This window comes from Paenibacillus sinensis (genome assembly GCF_019904155.1).
Lineage (GTDB): Bacteria > Bacillota > Bacilli > Paenibacillales > Paenibacillaceae > Paenibacillus_AQ > Paenibacillus_AQ sinensis.
In genome coordinates, this window is the sequence record NZ_JAHCMB010000191.1 from 1 (window position 1) to 12,253 (window position 12,253).

The 12,253-nt window shown below is 52.2% G+C and carries 25 protein-coding genes and 1 pseudogene; 3 read left to right on the forward strand and 23 right to left on the reverse strand.

Annotated features, from left to right (window positions below):
- Positions 1–169: 169 nt before the first annotated feature.
- From KIH86_RS23060 to KIH86_RS23075, 4 genes are all read right to left on the reverse strand, one after another.
- Positions 170–628, reverse strand: coding sequence for an ArpU family phage packaging/lysis transcriptional regulator (locus KIH86_RS23060; RefSeq protein ID WP_223085752.1), 459 nt, complete (start codon positions 626–628; stop codon positions 170–172).
- Between the two features lie 82 nt (positions 629–710).
- The gene (locus tag KIH86_RS23065) at positions 711–884 is read right to left on the reverse strand and encodes a hypothetical protein (protein WP_223085753.1); all 174 of its coding nucleotides are present in this window, start codon (positions 882–884) and stop codon (positions 711–713) included.
- Positions 881–1,189 (reverse strand): hypothetical protein, encoded by a 309-nt coding sequence (locus KIH86_RS23070; protein ID WP_223085754.1) that lies wholly within the window; start codon positions 1,187–1,189, stop codon positions 881–883. The genes KIH86_RS23065 and KIH86_RS23070 overlap by 4 nt, the downstream gene beginning before the upstream one ends.
- A complete protein-coding gene (locus KIH86_RS23075; protein ID WP_223085755.1) occupies positions 1,186–2,208 on the reverse strand; it encodes a DUF5131 family protein in 1,023 nt (340 codons plus the stop codon). Before KIH86_RS23075 ends, KIH86_RS23070 begins: the two co-directional genes overlap by 4 nt.
- A gap of 85 nt (positions 2,209–2,293) precedes the next feature.
- Here KIH86_RS23075 and KIH86_RS23080 point away from each other — a divergent pair, with 85 nt between their 5' ends.
- The gene (locus KIH86_RS23080) at positions 2,294–2,650 is read left to right on the forward strand and encodes a DUF3888 domain-containing protein (protein ID WP_223085756.1); all 357 of its coding nucleotides are present in this window, start codon (positions 2,294–2,296) and stop codon (positions 2,648–2,650) included.
- A 55-nt stretch (positions 2,651–2,705) separates the two neighbouring features.
- On the opposite strand, the gene KIH86_RS23085 is transcribed toward KIH86_RS23080, so the two are convergent.
- Complete coding sequence (locus KIH86_RS23085) at positions 2,706–3,173, reverse strand: hypothetical protein (RefSeq protein ID WP_223085757.1); 468 nt, start codon at positions 3,171–3,173, stop codon at positions 2,706–2,708.
- A 128-nt stretch (positions 3,174–3,301) separates the two neighbouring features.
- Between KIH86_RS23085 and KIH86_RS23090 the strand changes: the two genes are divergently transcribed.
- On the forward strand, positions 3,302–3,595 hold the full coding sequence (locus KIH86_RS23090; protein ID WP_223085758.1) for a phosphatidylinositol kinase: 294 nt from the start codon (positions 3,302–3,304) through the stop codon (positions 3,593–3,595).
- Between the two features lie 63 nt (positions 3,596–3,658).
- On the opposite strand, the gene KIH86_RS23095 is transcribed toward KIH86_RS23090, so the two are convergent.
- The 11 genes and pseudogenes from KIH86_RS23095 to KIH86_RS23145 all read right to left on the reverse strand — a co-directional run bounded on the left by KIH86_RS23095 (position 3,659) and on the right by KIH86_RS23145 (position 8,608).
- Positions 3,659–4,459, reverse strand: coding sequence for a DNA adenine methylase (locus KIH86_RS23095; protein WP_223085759.1), 801 nt, complete (start codon positions 4,457–4,459; stop codon positions 3,659–3,661).
- A gap of 567 nt (positions 4,460–5,026) precedes the next feature.
- Positions 5,027–5,620 (reverse strand): HNH endonuclease signature motif containing protein, encoded by a 594-nt coding sequence (locus tag KIH86_RS23100; protein WP_235775561.1) that lies wholly within the window; start codon positions 5,618–5,620, stop codon positions 5,027–5,029.
- A gap of 3 nt (positions 5,621–5,623) precedes the next feature.
- Positions 5,624–5,854 (reverse strand): hypothetical protein, encoded by a 231-nt coding sequence (locus KIH86_RS23105; RefSeq protein WP_223085761.1) that lies wholly within the window; start codon positions 5,852–5,854, stop codon positions 5,624–5,626.
- Between the two features lie 2 nt (positions 5,855–5,856).
- Complete coding sequence (locus tag KIH86_RS23110; protein WP_223085762.1) at positions 5,857–6,123, reverse strand: EthD domain-containing protein; 267 nt, start codon at positions 6,121–6,123, stop codon at positions 5,857–5,859.
- Positions 6,116–6,421, reverse strand: coding sequence for a hypothetical protein (locus KIH86_RS23115; protein WP_223085763.1), 306 nt, complete (start codon positions 6,419–6,421; stop codon positions 6,116–6,118). The genes KIH86_RS23110 and KIH86_RS23115 overlap by 8 nt, the downstream gene beginning before the upstream one ends.
- Before the next feature lie 4 nt (positions 6,422–6,425).
- Entirely contained in the window at positions 6,426–6,653 is a 228-nt protein-coding gene (locus tag KIH86_RS23120) for a hypothetical protein (RefSeq protein WP_223085764.1), read from the reverse strand.
- Positions 6,650–6,844, reverse strand: coding sequence for a zinc-finger domain-containing protein (locus KIH86_RS23125; RefSeq protein WP_223085765.1), 195 nt, complete (start codon positions 6,842–6,844; stop codon positions 6,650–6,652). The genes KIH86_RS23120 and KIH86_RS23125 overlap by 4 nt, the downstream gene beginning before the upstream one ends.
- A pseudogene (locus tag KIH86_RS30210) lies at positions 6,841–7,104 on the reverse strand (zinc-finger-containing protein); the annotation flags it as partial. The gene KIH86_RS23125 and the pseudogene KIH86_RS30210, both read right to left, overlap by 4 nt.
- A 121-nt stretch (positions 7,105–7,225) precedes the next feature.
- Positions 7,226–7,429 carry an IDEAL domain-containing protein gene (locus tag KIH86_RS23135; protein WP_223085766.1) on the reverse strand — a complete coding sequence of 68 codons (204 nt, stop codon included), beginning with the start codon at positions 7,427–7,429 and terminating at the stop codon, positions 7,226–7,228.
- 33 nt (positions 7,430–7,462) lie between these two features.
- Entirely contained in the window at positions 7,463–8,170 is a 708-nt protein-coding gene (locus tag KIH86_RS23140; RefSeq protein ID WP_223085767.1) for a hypothetical protein, read from the reverse strand.
- 27 nt (positions 8,171–8,197) lie between these two features.
- Positions 8,198–8,608 carry a RusA family crossover junction endodeoxyribonuclease gene (locus tag KIH86_RS23145; protein WP_223085768.1) on the reverse strand — a complete coding sequence of 137 codons (411 nt, stop codon included), beginning with the start codon at positions 8,606–8,608 and terminating at the stop codon, positions 8,198–8,200.
- Here KIH86_RS23145 and KIH86_RS23150 point away from each other — a divergent pair.
- Positions 8,595–8,732, forward strand: a complete 138-nt coding sequence (locus KIH86_RS23150; protein WP_223110684.1) for a hypothetical protein — start codon at positions 8,595–8,597, stop codon at positions 8,730–8,732. The genes KIH86_RS23145 and KIH86_RS23150 overlap by 14 nt on opposite strands.
- Before the next feature lie 10 nt (positions 8,733–8,742).
- On the opposite strand, the gene KIH86_RS23155 is transcribed toward KIH86_RS23150, so the two are convergent.
- From KIH86_RS23155 to KIH86_RS23185, 7 genes are read right to left on the reverse strand one after another with little or no spacing between them, the layout of a single operon-like run.
- On the reverse strand, positions 8,743–8,940 hold the full coding sequence (locus tag KIH86_RS23155) for a hypothetical protein (RefSeq protein WP_223085769.1): 198 nt from the start codon (positions 8,938–8,940) through the stop codon (positions 8,743–8,745).
- Positions 8,937–9,107, reverse strand: coding sequence for a DUF6906 family protein (locus KIH86_RS23160; RefSeq protein WP_223085770.1), 171 nt, complete (start codon positions 9,105–9,107; stop codon positions 8,937–8,939). The genes KIH86_RS23155 and KIH86_RS23160 overlap by 4 nt, the downstream gene beginning before the upstream one ends.
- A 15-nt stretch (positions 9,108–9,122) precedes the next feature.
- Positions 9,123–10,529, reverse strand: a complete 1,407-nt coding sequence (gene dnaB / locus KIH86_RS23165) for a replicative DNA helicase (RefSeq protein WP_223085771.1) — start codon at positions 10,527–10,529, stop codon at positions 9,123–9,125.
- On the reverse strand, positions 10,504–10,842 hold the full coding sequence (locus KIH86_RS23170; RefSeq protein ID WP_223085772.1) for a replicative helicase loader/inhibitor: 339 nt from the start codon (positions 10,840–10,842) through the stop codon (positions 10,504–10,506). Before KIH86_RS23170 ends, dnaB begins: the two co-directional genes overlap by 26 nt.
- A complete protein-coding gene (locus tag KIH86_RS23175; protein WP_223085773.1) occupies positions 10,820–11,731 on the reverse strand; it encodes a DnaD domain protein in 912 nt (303 codons plus the stop codon). The genes KIH86_RS23170 and KIH86_RS23175 overlap by 23 nt, the downstream gene beginning before the upstream one ends.
- A 33-nt stretch (positions 11,732–11,764) precedes the next feature.
- Positions 11,765–11,989 (reverse strand): hypothetical protein, encoded by a 225-nt coding sequence (locus KIH86_RS23180; RefSeq protein ID WP_223110685.1) that lies wholly within the window; start codon positions 11,987–11,989, stop codon positions 11,765–11,767.
- 55 nt (positions 11,990–12,044) lie between these two features.
- A complete protein-coding gene (locus KIH86_RS23185; protein WP_223085775.1) occupies positions 12,045–12,251 on the reverse strand; it encodes a hypothetical protein in 207 nt (68 codons plus the stop codon).
- Positions 12,252–12,253 lie beyond the last annotated feature (2 nt).

Genomic DNA, 12,253 nt, shown 5'->3' on the forward strand with positions numbered 1-12,253 from the left:
CAGTCGGATTACGATACCACCGTTTCTCTTTTGATCCAGAAACATATAAGTCCTCGAATTGCCAACTTGAAATATCAATTATTGGAAACATTCCCTATTCACCTACACTAAAGCTTTTAAAAGAATTATAACAGTTAAGTAACCGCACTGAAACATAGTAGTTTTTTTATTATTCCAGTAATATTTCAAGTCCTAATGAGCATGCCAATATATAAATCGCCTTTGATTTCACCCGCCGATACTTCCGCTCACTCATCCCCAATTCCCCACACAGGATCGAATCATACTCATCCTCATAATCAAGGTACCGTCGCTTAATGATTTCTCGTTCTGCCTTCTTCAGCCTCCCCATCGCCAAATCCAGTAGGTTGGACTGCTGTTCCAGCTCTGCCGCTCTATCGGTGTTCCAAATCGCTATATTCTCCGTCTGACGGCTAATTGCATTAGTAGCACCATGATAACGAGGATCTGGACTTGCTGTCATGGTCGCTTGGCGCCGCACGAAGCCGATCTGCCGGTACACACGAACCGTTTCCAGATATTCCTCTACCCGCCGGCGGGTTTCCTTCTCGTCGATCGGGAGGATGTCAAAGGCCAACTGAATTGCTGCTTTATCGCTTTTCCCCATGTTAATCCCCTCACTCGTGGTATAATGCGAATGAAGGTAAGAGATTGGACCCCCGCCCGGCCAGGTTATGGGGGTCTTTGTATTACTTAAGATATCGGCTCCAGCGTCCTTGCTTGGGAGCTGTGATGCAGGTCTCGAAATCATTGTTCGGCCTGCGCACCGGCGGCTTGTCCGCACCGATCCGTCGGAGGTGTTTGGCAAGTTGTTCCGGCGTCCATGTGCTGCAGGTGACTTTCGTGTAATCAATTTCGCTCATGGTTGAATACCCAACGCTTCCCGAAGCCGCTTCACTTCGCCCCGTAGCTCCCCTAGTTCCTCCCCATATCGCGCAGAAAGCTCTTTATAATGGTCACGAGCAACCGTTATGAACTTGACCTGATGCCGTGCCTCTTCCAGAGCCGCCAGCAGCTCATTGTTAAAAGTGCAGAGTTCAAATACCTCATTACATAAATGCGATTCCAGGCCACGTGAATTGTCTGCCTTTATCCAAAATTCATCTGAAGCCACTTTGATCTCTGTAATCCGCTCCGCAGTAGGTAAGGTAACTTTTCCCTTGGTCATGATTGCCCTCCTTCCGGGTACTCGTCCCACGTCCGCCCGTCCAACTCGCGGCCAGCTGCTTGCTTACCGATCCGGCAGACGGATGTGTCCGGGTCGAAAGTAACCCACGGTTTGCCCTTAATCCCAGGCTCGTTGCAGCGCAGTGAGTGAGTCTCCTTCCATTCGCCCCATTGTTTAAACAGGAACGGTACGCCCGCAGCCTGACACTGATCCCGCAGGCTCCGCGCCCAGTCTGGATGCATAGGCCGCGCCTTTGACCCCGACTCTCCGCCCACGATACACCAGTTGATATAATCATTTGTCGGCTCTGCGTTGGGTTGTCCGTTTCGGTTGTCAGGATCGTAATAGCTCGGCACCCAACCGGGAGTCATAAGCCATTTACTCAGATCAACACTCCCAAGCAGCGGCTCGCAGGACAGAAACCGTACAGCCGCCGGAGTCTGCAGCAGCAGCGGAATCCGCTCGTCGGCTGCCTGCTGGTTTTCGACGGTCACGCCGAGCCAGACGTTCGGCAGCGGCCAAGGAGATCCGCAATACCCTACAGAAGCGTCATGAGTCTTGCAGTATGCTCCCATGCAGAACGGTGACCCGCCTGTGCAAACTCCTTGTCCTTGAATCGGCCTGCGGCTCCGAACGGTGTTGAACCATTCCAGCATTCGTGCCGGCCGCTTGGTAAGAACCTGAAAGGTATGATTCTGGCACATTGCCATCACTTCAAACACTTCGTCGATATACTCGTCCGGCACGTCCGGGTGAAACAGATCGCTCATGCTGTTGACGAATATCCGTCGCGGCCGGCGCCAGCGCAGAGGTTGATCTAAGCGGTCCGGGAAGAGTTGAATCTCGCTGAAGGGCTTGGCATATTGCTCCGGCAGCTGCTTTCCGGCCTGCTTGGCCGTATGGCGCTGGCCGTGCAGGTCAAAAGCATAGCAGTTTCGGCAGCCTTCGCTCACCTTGGAGCAGCCGACAATGGGATTCCACGTCGCGTCCGTCCATTCGATCTTTGTTTTATCGCCCATCTGTTTACCATCTCCTTATTGGGCTATGCGCCGATTTGATAAATTGAAATTTCCCGGGAATACTCCTTATAAAGGAGGCAGCACATTGAGAAAAATCACAACCGTACTATTAATTCTGATCTTCCTAGTCAAGTTGCCTGCTGCAAGTGCTTCTCCAGATGGAAAGGAACATCTGATTGAAGATGCTCTACTCTCTGCTATAACTCCGGCCATCGACAACGCTATAGCTGGTTATTATGGATCCCCTCGACTATTTGGCTTGTATGATGCGAAAATTTTGAAAGTGGAGCGTGAACAAGCCGGCGGATACCTTTTCAAAGTAACTGTGCAAGTCAAAACCTTTACCGGCCCACACAATCCCCCATTTGGTATTGAGACAATCACTTTAGCAGTTGAACCAGGTCACATCATGGTGACGGATTTCCATCATAAGGAAGGCTGATTATCTGTCGGCCATACTCCACTTGTTGCCGGTGTAGTGTAATAGCGCGGTACCTTCAAAGTGTATATCCCTCCAAGTATTGAAGAAGCACCAACCCACGCCGTTTGCTCCGTCCGATTCTCCGGAACCCCGCTGCCTTGAAGCAGCAGCCGGGGTTTCTGCTACGCACCTTATCCGCGTCAACATATGTGATAATTCCGTCCGGTGGAGGCGGTCCCCACTCAGCCAGCGTGGCCGCTACTGCCGCTCGGATCATACCGCTGCTCAGGCGTTTACTCTCATTCCGAAAGATCGTGCATTCCCACGCTTGCAGCCCATCGTCACGCACACCCGACCAGGTAACCCATACAGCGTCTCCGATCGGAGTCCGAAGGACCAGGTTCCGGCCAGGCCGTGTGAACTGCGCCGCTCCCACCGTCTGCCGACTGTAATGCCGATCCGCCAACTGCCGACAGGAGTCATCAGCTTTTTGGACCCGCATCCAAGGACCATATTGCGGTATGTCGAGCATGATCTGGTTCATGACAAATCTCCTTTACGGGCATTAGCCCCGACTAATCCTGATATCTTTTTGCAATAGACATTCGCCGTGAACAGCATATGTTGAAGACCATAGACTGTTGTCGAGTTTACTATTTGAGGAGGTTGACCATGGAAACAAACTACCAACAAATTAGTTGGACCTGTATGAATAAATATGTGGGAATAACAACATCTGACGGTGCAAGCTACGATGGGTTCATTGCTCATGTAGATCCGGACTTTGTTACACTTGCTGTTCCAACTACCGAAATGATGGATCAAATGAGTGGAATGTCATCACAAAAATCAACCTATAGACAGTTTGGATTCCACCCGGGTTTTTTCCCAAGACGCCGTTTTATTCGTACACGTATACCTTTTGGTTCTATTACCACTTTGTTCTTGCTTCCATTTTTCATTTGATCATGAAGGGGGGATTCTATCCCCCCCTTTCTTAATTTTGGTAATGGGTCTATGCTCTATCTCTTAAAATAGCTGCATCTGCCCAACCTGCCCGGCCGCGGACGGATTGATCCAGAGGACTTCCGTCCTGCTGCGGCCAGCTTCTGCCTTCACAACCTTCGTTTCACGGCGCCAATGCTTCAGACGATCGTCGTACATTGGATGGGCGTATCCACTCAGGATGACGGGTCCAGGATGTTCCAGTAGGACGGCCAGCAGTTCTTCGTGATCCTTGTCCTTCATCTCGCATTTGTACATTCGGTTATTCCGAGTACTCAGGATGTAGGGCGGGTCTGCATATATCAGAACCTCCGGGCGCTTGTATCGAACAATTAACTGTATGGCGGGCTGATTCTCGACCTGCACCCCACGAAGCCGGTCTGTTACCGTCATGATCTTGTCCGGAAGCAGCTGCCAATCCTTTGCCGGGTGCGGGGCATTCAGATCGATGATGTGGCGCCAGCCGGTCCGGTCGCTCGTTTTGCCCCCCCTTGCCATCCAGCAGCGGACCAGGAAACGACGCGCTCGCTCGAGGTCGGTCCCTTCCGTCTCATATCCCCGGTAGTATTCAGCTCGAGCGTATGGTGTCCAGTGGATCAATCTGGCCAGATCATCCGGCCGGTCCCGGATAATCTCGAATAGGTTTGAAACTTCACCGTCCAGGTCATTCACGGTTTCAAGAACTGAGCGCTCCTTATTGAACAGCACCGCCCCGCTGCCAAAGTACGGCTCCAAATATGTCGTGTGCGGAGGCATATGGCTGAGGATCCAGTCGGCCATGCTCCACTTGCTGCCGGGGTAGTGTAATATGCGGGGTACTTTCATGAGCCCCCTCCTTCCGGGTCCATGACATGCCACTGATGCCATGTCATGGACCTAGAGTTTTGTTCGGACGAACATTTCAAGGGCGGCTGTCCGATTGGTATTGGTACAGGCAGCCCCGGACAAATATCCGAACACTTACTTGCGAGTGGGTGAAATAACACTTGGGTATGTTACCACCCCCAACTCGGCTTTGATCGTGTTGACATTAACCATCGCTTCACTGCCAGCGACGCACCTACCTGGCTGAGCTAAGGCCTCGAGCGGAGCAAAAACGACTGTTGTCAGGGAACCTACGCCACCGGTTGATTGGTTGTCCACCATGAATGGCATAGGCATCCGCCTTGTCCATTGGTTCATTCTTTTGACAATCGATCCGCAGCCTCGTTGACCCGGTTCACCCAATCATCCTTTCCTGCCTGGCCCGTCCTTGATCGGATACACATTCGGGCCGTAGCGGGCAGCGTGGACAGGGTTTGTCGCAGTTGTCATTGTAGATTTTGATTACTGCGGTACTTAGCTCGATTACAGGCTGAACTCCAACTGCCCGACCCTTGTACCGCTCCAGCATCAGCTGCCACCTCTCCGCTTTCTTTCACCAATCTTTTTATAGAGATCCGCAATAATGACACCGGTTCGCGTCAACTCAGCGCTGTTTTGGATAAGTCCTCGTTTGTTCATGATGGCCAATTGCCCGCGGGTGACCAGGATCAAGTTATCCGGATTAAAGTTGCGCCGATTCCCATCGCCGAAGATAACCGCATGACCCTTCGGAACGGGGCTGTCGTTTTGCTGCTCCCAGACTATCAAGTGCTTTCCCCGCCATTTGTTCGGATCAGCAACCTTGATATCGACATAATCATCCCCGTTCACCCTTTCGGAGCCTACGGGTACGTAATTGTGCGGCTTATGACCCTTTTTGAATTGAGTAGCTTCACCGCCGACCCATAGCTTCTTCTTCCCTTTATTGGGTGGAACGTTGCCCGGTTTAATCCTGGCATCGATGCCGCTCTTCAAGCCGTTATTTCTAATGAAGGCCCGCATTTGCGAAGGCTGGAGCTCGACGTCGAACTTCTCATTAAACATCGCAGTCAGTTCCAGAACATATCGTCCCTGTACATGGGTCCGGATAAATTCCTTCTGCTCCGGCGTATATCGAAACATCAATCATCCCTCCAGCATCTTAGGGATGGCCGTATTAGCATTCATCTTGTCGTCAGCTAGCTTTATGGCATCCAACACCAGAGATCCGTTCGCAATAATCTGAGAAGCAACACTCGTCACAGCCTTCGCTCTGCTGATTTCGTCCGCCAATTTTTCTCCGGTCAGATCCTCGTCGCTCAGCCGCTCCAATTGAGCAAACAGATGGTTATTCAAATCCCCCAATGTATTCCTCATGCCTACACCCCCGCAGCTTTGAATTCAGCACCTTCGGTTTCATCCATTGTGATTTCGGCCATGCCGTCCCAGGACTCCCGGATCTCCTTGGCCTTTGCACTAACAGCCGCTGCCTGCTTCGGCTGAAGAACAATGCTCATCGCTTCTTCATAATGCTGCTGGGCCTTGGCATAAGCACGGGAGTGGACGTAATTCATCCAGTTCCAGAACTTTGCATTTGACAGTGATTTGACCCATTGGAACACCTTCCGGCGTTGATGCTCATTCATTGGTTTCAGCTCCCTCCGATTGTTCTGATTCTTCGTATTGATAAAATTCAACCGGAGAATAATGACGGTGCTTTTCATCCCAGCCGACTTCAAACTCACTTCCCGGCTCCTGCTCGATGCCGGAGAGCGTTTTTTCAATTCGTACCTTCCAGCCAACCCATTCTTTGGAGCGCTTGGACTCCGTGTCCGCCCCGCTCTTATCCTCAACGATGGATACAACCGCAGCATAAAACGGAGACTCAACCATGACATACTGCTTACCAACTTCGATTTCACTTGCCTCCAGCATCAGTTTCATCCTTTCATGGAAACTTCTCTTTCAACTTTCGGTATTCTGTTGCCCGGAGAATCCGGTAATATCCGGTCAGTGCTTCGTTATGCTGCTCATGGATGACCCCTGTAAAAATTCCGGCAGCTCGCAGCATAACCTCTATCTCAAACTCACTGCCGGCCACGATGTACGTCCGGATCTTACCGTCCCGTCCGGTCGCCTGCCGGATGGTAGGCACTTCAGGTGTCCAGCCGATCACGTACGATCACGTACTAAATTCTTGCCTTGCAATTGCAACAGGCCACCCACCGGACACTCCCGGTTACAATAGCCATCTATCTTGGAAAAGATCGCCCCGTGTTCTCGCATCAGTTCTACCCGCTGCGGGCAGGCTGCGCAGTATTTCAGCGCGTCATCAATTACTAACATTGCTTGCTGGGATTCCGTCATTTCTTCCCACCTGCCAAAACAAATTTTCGAAAGCCGGCGATAATCCGCCGGCATTGCTCTTCATTGAACATTGCGATATGGGTCTCCTTGCGGTCAGTACCCATGAACTCGCTGAGCCGTCTATATGCGGAATGCCGTAGCATGTGGCCATCTTTCCACAGCGGGTCGAAGATTGAATGCGCCTGTCTACGCAGCTCCCGCAGTTCCTTGGTTGCCAGGGTGCCGAGTGGTATACGAGTTCCCTTATGCGTCCCGACATATGCCTCACAGCCGGTTCATTTGTAAACGTGGGCTCCATAGTCACGGCCATAAAACTCAAGCGTGGATATGCAAACGACATCAGCGTTACAGTAACGGCAGCGGGTAATCGGCGGGATAACATCAATGTTGTTCATTGTCAGCTGCCTTTCTACCGGCCAGCTCCGCCGCAAGCTGCCGGAATGTCGCTTCATCCCATCGGTCCAGCGCCTGGTCAATTAATCGGCGCAGCCGCTGCTCGATGGCATTCTCCAGCACCACTTCTGCGTGCATGCCCAACATGGCCTCATAATATTCTTTGCTGATCTTGTTTAGGTCCGTCCGCATCGACCAGCCCTCCTTTGTAAGAGAAGAAGCAGCTTACGCTGCTCCTCCGTCTCCGTTCATTCTCTTGGCCGCCAGCTTACGGTACGCCGACCACTTGGACGACAACTGCCCGCTGGTCATGTCCCGCTCATTGGCGATCTCCCGCCAGGTCTTATCCTCACGAAGATGCTTGTCCAGCAGGTCAGGGAATGGGATCGGCTCCCCTTGGTATTCAATCTCCGGAAAGATTGGGCGCTCACGAAGGATGAACTCTTCCAGTTCTTCCTTGCTAACCTCCGGATCAGAAGCCGGCTCAGAAACACCCGCTCCCTCGCCTTCATCGCTGCCTTCCTCCTGACCATCAGAAGTTTCCCCGGTTTGTCCTTCTTCGGTTGATTCGTCTCCTTCGTCGCTGCTCAGCCATCCAGGCTGGAGTCCGCCTTCTCCCTCTTGGAAGGTCAATTCACCTTGGTTCGAATCTCCTACCCCCTGCTTTTCAACGTTCGTCACAACCCCAGAACCGTCTGTGGTAACACGATGACCGGGAACCGGTTTAAACACCTCTTCCTGATCGTCACCAAAGTCAAAAGCAGCCTGCAGGTCTCCAAGGAAGACATTGATCTCTTCGCCTTGATTGCTGCTCAGAAAGAGTAAGTGCGGGAGCGCCGCCTTTAGCGGAATAAGCAGCTTCACTTCAACGCTCGACTCCCCAATTTTTATACCTTTCGCGAGTTCCCCGGTAAATTTCGCATGATCGTTCATCAGTAATCCCATCCCCTTATGGATTTATTAGAGCTGCTTAATCTTGATTTCAATGCGCGGCTTGGCACTGTATCGTTTCTGAACGAAGGCGTCAACGACCTGGCTGTCGTCCTTCCAAATCACGCCCTTCAGCGCATCCTTAACACCTTTCAGGTAGTTGTCCGCATCCGGTTTGGAAACCGGGAGGATCTCCCCTCGCTCCGCAGCGGCTGCCTTCTTCTTGCTGAAGCTCTTCGGCGTAGGACGGTAAGCTATTACGGCTATTCCAAGTGGCCCATCAAGCAACGCCGCTGGTGCATAATCTTGTGCGGCCAGCCGGACGTAATCTTTGTAGTCGCGTGATTTCTTAGGGTCATACGCTCGAGTGAACCCTCCGGCAGTGCTGAATTTTGGCCTACCTTGCGCGACGGGCTCGCCGAATACCGTGAACTGGATCAAGTGCCTTCCCTCCCCTCTGCCGCTGCGGCATCATCGCCGTGTCCAGAACGTATACAGTGCCAGCGATCCGACCAGAGCTGTCCATCACGGTGAAGAAATGCTTTCGCTGGAAGAACGGGTCTAGCGGCTTGCGTTTATTCGAGCCCATCAGTGCCGCCTCCCCGCTTGTCTCCGAAGGCCATCTCATATTCTGCGATGCCCTCCTGAACATCGGCCAGTTCCAAATCATCGAACTCAGCCAGCAGTTCATCCAGCACAGGTACCCTGCCGGAATCCATGTACTGCCTGCGCATGTGGTTGTATACATGCCAGTAATTCCGGCGACCGCTCATTGTGCAACCCGGCGCACATTCCGCGTCTTTCCGGATACACGGTGGATAATAATCAACTCAGGCTTCTCACCCCTGACATCCCGCTCGACCAGCCAATTGTCAGCATTCAGCCCGGCAGCCTTGATTTCATGCTTCTGGCGGCGTGTCGGCCGCTTCCCCTGCTTCATCCCGTATCCTTCCTCTCATGCCCATTTGCGCTTATTCATTTCCTTCACATTGCCCGTTGGCGGCGGTGTCTGCTCTGAGTGGGCTCGTTCGTAGTTCGCAAATTTGTTGAACTGCTTCAGGAACACCAACTCCGCTGTGCCAAGCGGGCCATTTCGGTGTTTGGCAATGATCACCTCGATGATGTTTTTCTTCTCAGCATCCTGGTTGTAGTAGTCGTCACGGTACAGGAAGGCTACGATGTCCGCATCCTGTTCGATCGATCCGGATTCACGAAGGTCCGAAAGCATCGGCCGCTTGTCCTGCCGCTGCTCAACTCCGCGGCTGAGCTGTGAGAGGGCGATTACCGGCACTTCCAGTTCCCGAGCCATCTGCTTCAGTGTCCGAGAAATCTCGGAAACCTCTTGCTGGCGGTTCTCCCCACGCTTCCCGCTGCCGGATATGAGCTGGAGGTAATCGATCAGGATCAGCCCAAGCCCTTCCTGCTTTTTAAGCCGGCGGCATTTATTCCGGATTTCATGAACGGTAAGTGCAGGCGAATCGTCAATCAGGATGTTGGCTTCGCCAAGCTTGCCGATTGCTTCTGCTCCGCGGGTCCAGTCATCATCCGAAAAGGTGGCCGTTCGCATGTTGTTGGCGTCCATGTTGGCCTCTGCGCAGATCATACGCTGCACAAGCTGCTCGGCTGACATTTCCAAGCTGAAGATGGCAACCGTTTCCCCGGCGCGCACAGCCACGTTCTGAGCAATATTCAACGCGAACGCCGTCTTGCCGACAGAGGGCCGGGCGGCCACGATAATCAGGTCATTGCGCTGGAAGCCGGCCGTAAGCCGGTCTAGATCGTTGAACCCGGAAGGAATACCGGTTATACCATGATCCGTCTTGTTCTTGAAGCGATACTCCATGTTCTCGTAGACCGCGACACCAACCTCACCAACGCGCTTAAATTCCCGTTTTGGAGCCGCCTGGTCAGAAATCCTCGCCGCCGCAACCTGCATCGCGGTGATGACTTGTGCCGAATCGCCAGATTCAGTCGCCATCCGGATCTGCTCGGTTCCGGCCCGAATGACCTCACGGAGCATCTGCTTGTCCTTAAGCACATCGACGTAATAGTCCACGTTGGCAGCGGTTGGAACCGCATGTGACAGGCGATAGAGAAACGAGACACCGCCAATCTCTTCGAGCTGTTTCTTCCCGGACAAGATCGTCGATAGGCTCACGATATCAACTGGTTGCCCGTCCTCGACAAGCTCCTTAGCAGCCTCGAAAACGAAACGATGAATTGGATTGTAAAATGCCTCTGGAGAGAGCTGCATAGCAGTTTCAAGCGCATCGCCCGCAGGGTCGATGAGGACTGCGCCCAAGACGGACACTTCCGCTTCCGGGCTCTGCGGCATTTCAACGCCGTATGCCAAGTCGCTCATAGAGAGCCTCCTTCAGTCCTGGTGGAGGTGGAACGGCGGCGGCGCGCGCCGCATCTTGAGCTGCAAACAGTTCCTCAGTTTCCCTCCGCATCCGATCACGCTCGATTTGCTCACCCAGCCGGCCGCGGATTTGTGAAATTTTTGGTGGAAAGTCGTTTGTCATGATGTGCTGCCGAATATTCGATTGAGCAACGTCATAAGGGATGTCCTGCAGCATTTCAACGTCTTCTTCAACAGCCTGTGTACTGGCGTCGAAATTCGGATATCGTTTCTTGATGACCTTGTACAATTTAGCGATCTCGATTTTGTTCACGACGCTCCTCCTCCTCGATAAATCGATCAAGCTCTTCAAGCTCTCGCTGCTGTCTGGTCTGAGACGGAGATGCGCGCGTATTTCCTGTCGCCTTCTTTGCATCGAATTGAGCATCCCATGCCAGTGCCTGCTCCAATGTCTTAGCCCCGGAGCGAAAGTAATCGTCCAGAATCTTCGTGATCAAGTTAAAGCGATAACTCGTCGCTGCAAGGGCCGCACGCTCGATTGCGCGAATGACTACCGTCTCTTCCAATCCATCTTGATCGATATACACCGCCAATTTACTGGCTTGGAACGGATTACAGTCAAATCCAAAGACACGCTTGTGAGCCGAGTAAAACGATTCATACGGAATTGCCTCCTCTGCTGTAGAAGCAGAAGAAGTAGAAGAAGAAAGATCTTTTAATACAGTGGTCCGAAAGTGGTTCCCTGAGGTTACAACTTTCGGAAAGTGGTAACCTGACGTAACAGCTTTAGGGTCAACTTCTGAAAAGTTGTTCCCAAAGTGGTTCCCTGAGGTTACAACTTCCTGCCCTACTTCCTCCGACCTGTTACCTGAGGTTACAGGTTTCGAAGGCCCAACAAGATGAAAATTAATAGAATATATCCCTCTTGAAGACCCCCGGGGAGGAGGTTCATATGCAATTATTCCGGCTTCTACCAGCTTGGAGCGATAGACATTTAGGGTCTTTCGAGTGGCAATACCCGTTTGAACCTGAAGCTCGGTATTGGTCATCTGAAAGGTCTGTAGCCAGTCCAGTTTGCTGGATTTTCGCCACAAAGCGACGGCTATAGCCAAACCTTCCGGGCCAAATTCTTCAGGACCGCCAATCGCTTCAAACTGGTTCAGTAGGCCGGAAAGAGATGGTTCTCTGGCTGTGTCGGACATCTACTCCCCCCTCCCGCAGCAGCCGTGCATCGGTTAATCTTTGACTATTTTAATAAAGGTGCCGTTCATACCCTTTGCCTGTAATCCGGACTGGATACCATCAGTCAGCGTTTCAATGGTTTTGCCCATGATTGGGCCGATGCCAGAAGGATGATTTACAGCAAGAGCAACACATGAGCCAAGCGCAAAGGACGAAGCTTGCAAGAAATGAAAAACATGCTCCTCCCCCTGCTCAGCAGCATTTCTCAATTTGTCCATAAGAAAGTCAACGATCTCATTGGCTTCCTCCTTGCTTTTTCCTCCGTAAAAGTGCTCATATCGCACGCTCCCTCTTCGTTTTTTCCTTCCATGCCTTATCGCCCAGGCAAGCGCCGGGACTTACTTCGAAATGCCGACGACCAAGCACATAAGAGACGAACAAGCCTGTAGCTCGCTCGTAGTACATTCCGTTGAGGACCGGCATAGCTGGGGCGAGAGAATCCTCTCCTCCAAATAAGTCCAGCTGCACAACATCACTCATGT

Bases quoted from the DNA above. Each gene is read 5' to 3' on its own strand.
- KIH86_RS23060 (WP_223085752.1), bottom strand. From the start codon at position 628: ATGGGGAAAAGCGATAAAGCAGCAATTCAGTTGGCCTTTGACATCCTC.
- KIH86_RS23065 (WP_223085753.1), bottom strand. From the start codon at position 884: ATGAGCGAAATTGATTACACGAAAGTCACCTGCAGCACATGGACGCCG.
- KIH86_RS23070 (WP_223085754.1), bottom strand. From the start codon at position 1,189: ATGACCAAGGGAAAAGTTACCTTACCTACTGCGGAGCGGATTACAGAG.
- KIH86_RS23075 (WP_223085755.1), bottom strand. From the start codon at position 2,208: ATGGGCGATAAAACAAAGATCGAATGGACGGACGCGACGTGGAATCCC.
- KIH86_RS23085 (WP_223085757.1), bottom strand. From the start codon at position 3,173: ATGAACCAGATCATGCTCGACATACCGCAATATGGTCCTTGGATGCGG.
- KIH86_RS23090 (WP_223085758.1), top strand. From the start codon at position 3,302: ATGGAAACAAACTACCAACAAATTAGTTGGACCTGTATGAATAAATAT.
- KIH86_RS23095 (WP_223085759.1), bottom strand. From the start codon at position 4,459: ATGAAAGTACCCCGCATATTACACTACCCCGGCAGCAAGTGGAGCATG.
- KIH86_RS23100 (WP_235775561.1), bottom strand. From the start codon at position 5,620: ATGTTTCGATATACGCCGGAGCAGAAGGAATTTATCCGGACCCATGTA.
- KIH86_RS23105 (WP_223085761.1), bottom strand. From the start codon at position 5,854: ATGAGGAATACATTGGGGGATTTGAATAACCATCTGTTTGCTCAATTG.
- KIH86_RS23110 (WP_223085762.1), bottom strand. From the start codon at position 6,123: ATGAATGAGCATCAACGCCGGAAGGTGTTCCAATGGGTCAAATCACTG.
- KIH86_RS23115 (WP_223085763.1), bottom strand. From the start codon at position 6,421: ATGAAACTGATGCTGGAGGCAAGTGAAATCGAAGTTGGTAAGCAGTAT.
- KIH86_RS23125 (WP_223085765.1), bottom strand. From the start codon at position 6,844: ATGACGGAATCCCAGCAAGCAATGTTAGTAATTGATGACGCGCTGAAA.
- KIH86_RS23135 (WP_223085766.1), bottom strand. From the start codon at position 7,429: ATGCGGACGGACCTAAACAAGATCAGCAAAGAATATTATGAGGCCATG.
- KIH86_RS23140 (WP_223085767.1), bottom strand. From the start codon at position 8,170: ATGAACGATCATGCGAAATTTACCGGGGAACTCGCGAAAGGTATAAAA.
- KIH86_RS23155 (WP_223085769.1), bottom strand. From the start codon at position 8,940: ATGAGCGGTCGCCGGAATTACTGGCATGTATACAACCACATGCGCAGG.
- KIH86_RS23160 (WP_223085770.1), bottom strand. From the start codon at position 9,107: ATGAAGCAGGGGAAGCGGCCGACACGCCGCCAGAAGCATGAAATCAAG.
- dnaB (WP_223085771.1), bottom strand. From the start codon at position 10,529: ATGAGCGACTTGGCATACGGCGTTGAAATGCCGCAGAGCCCGGAAGCG.
- KIH86_RS23175 (WP_223085773.1), bottom strand. From the start codon at position 11,731: ATGTCCGACACAGCCAGAGAACCATCTCTTTCCGGCCTACTGAACCAG.
- KIH86_RS23180 (WP_223110685.1), bottom strand. From the start codon at position 11,989: ATGGACAAATTGAGAAATGCTGCTGAGCAGGGGGAGGAGCATGTTTTT.
- KIH86_RS23185 (WP_223085775.1), bottom strand. From the start codon at position 12,251: ATGAGTGATGTTGTGCAGCTGGACTTATTTGGAGGAGAGGATTCTCTC.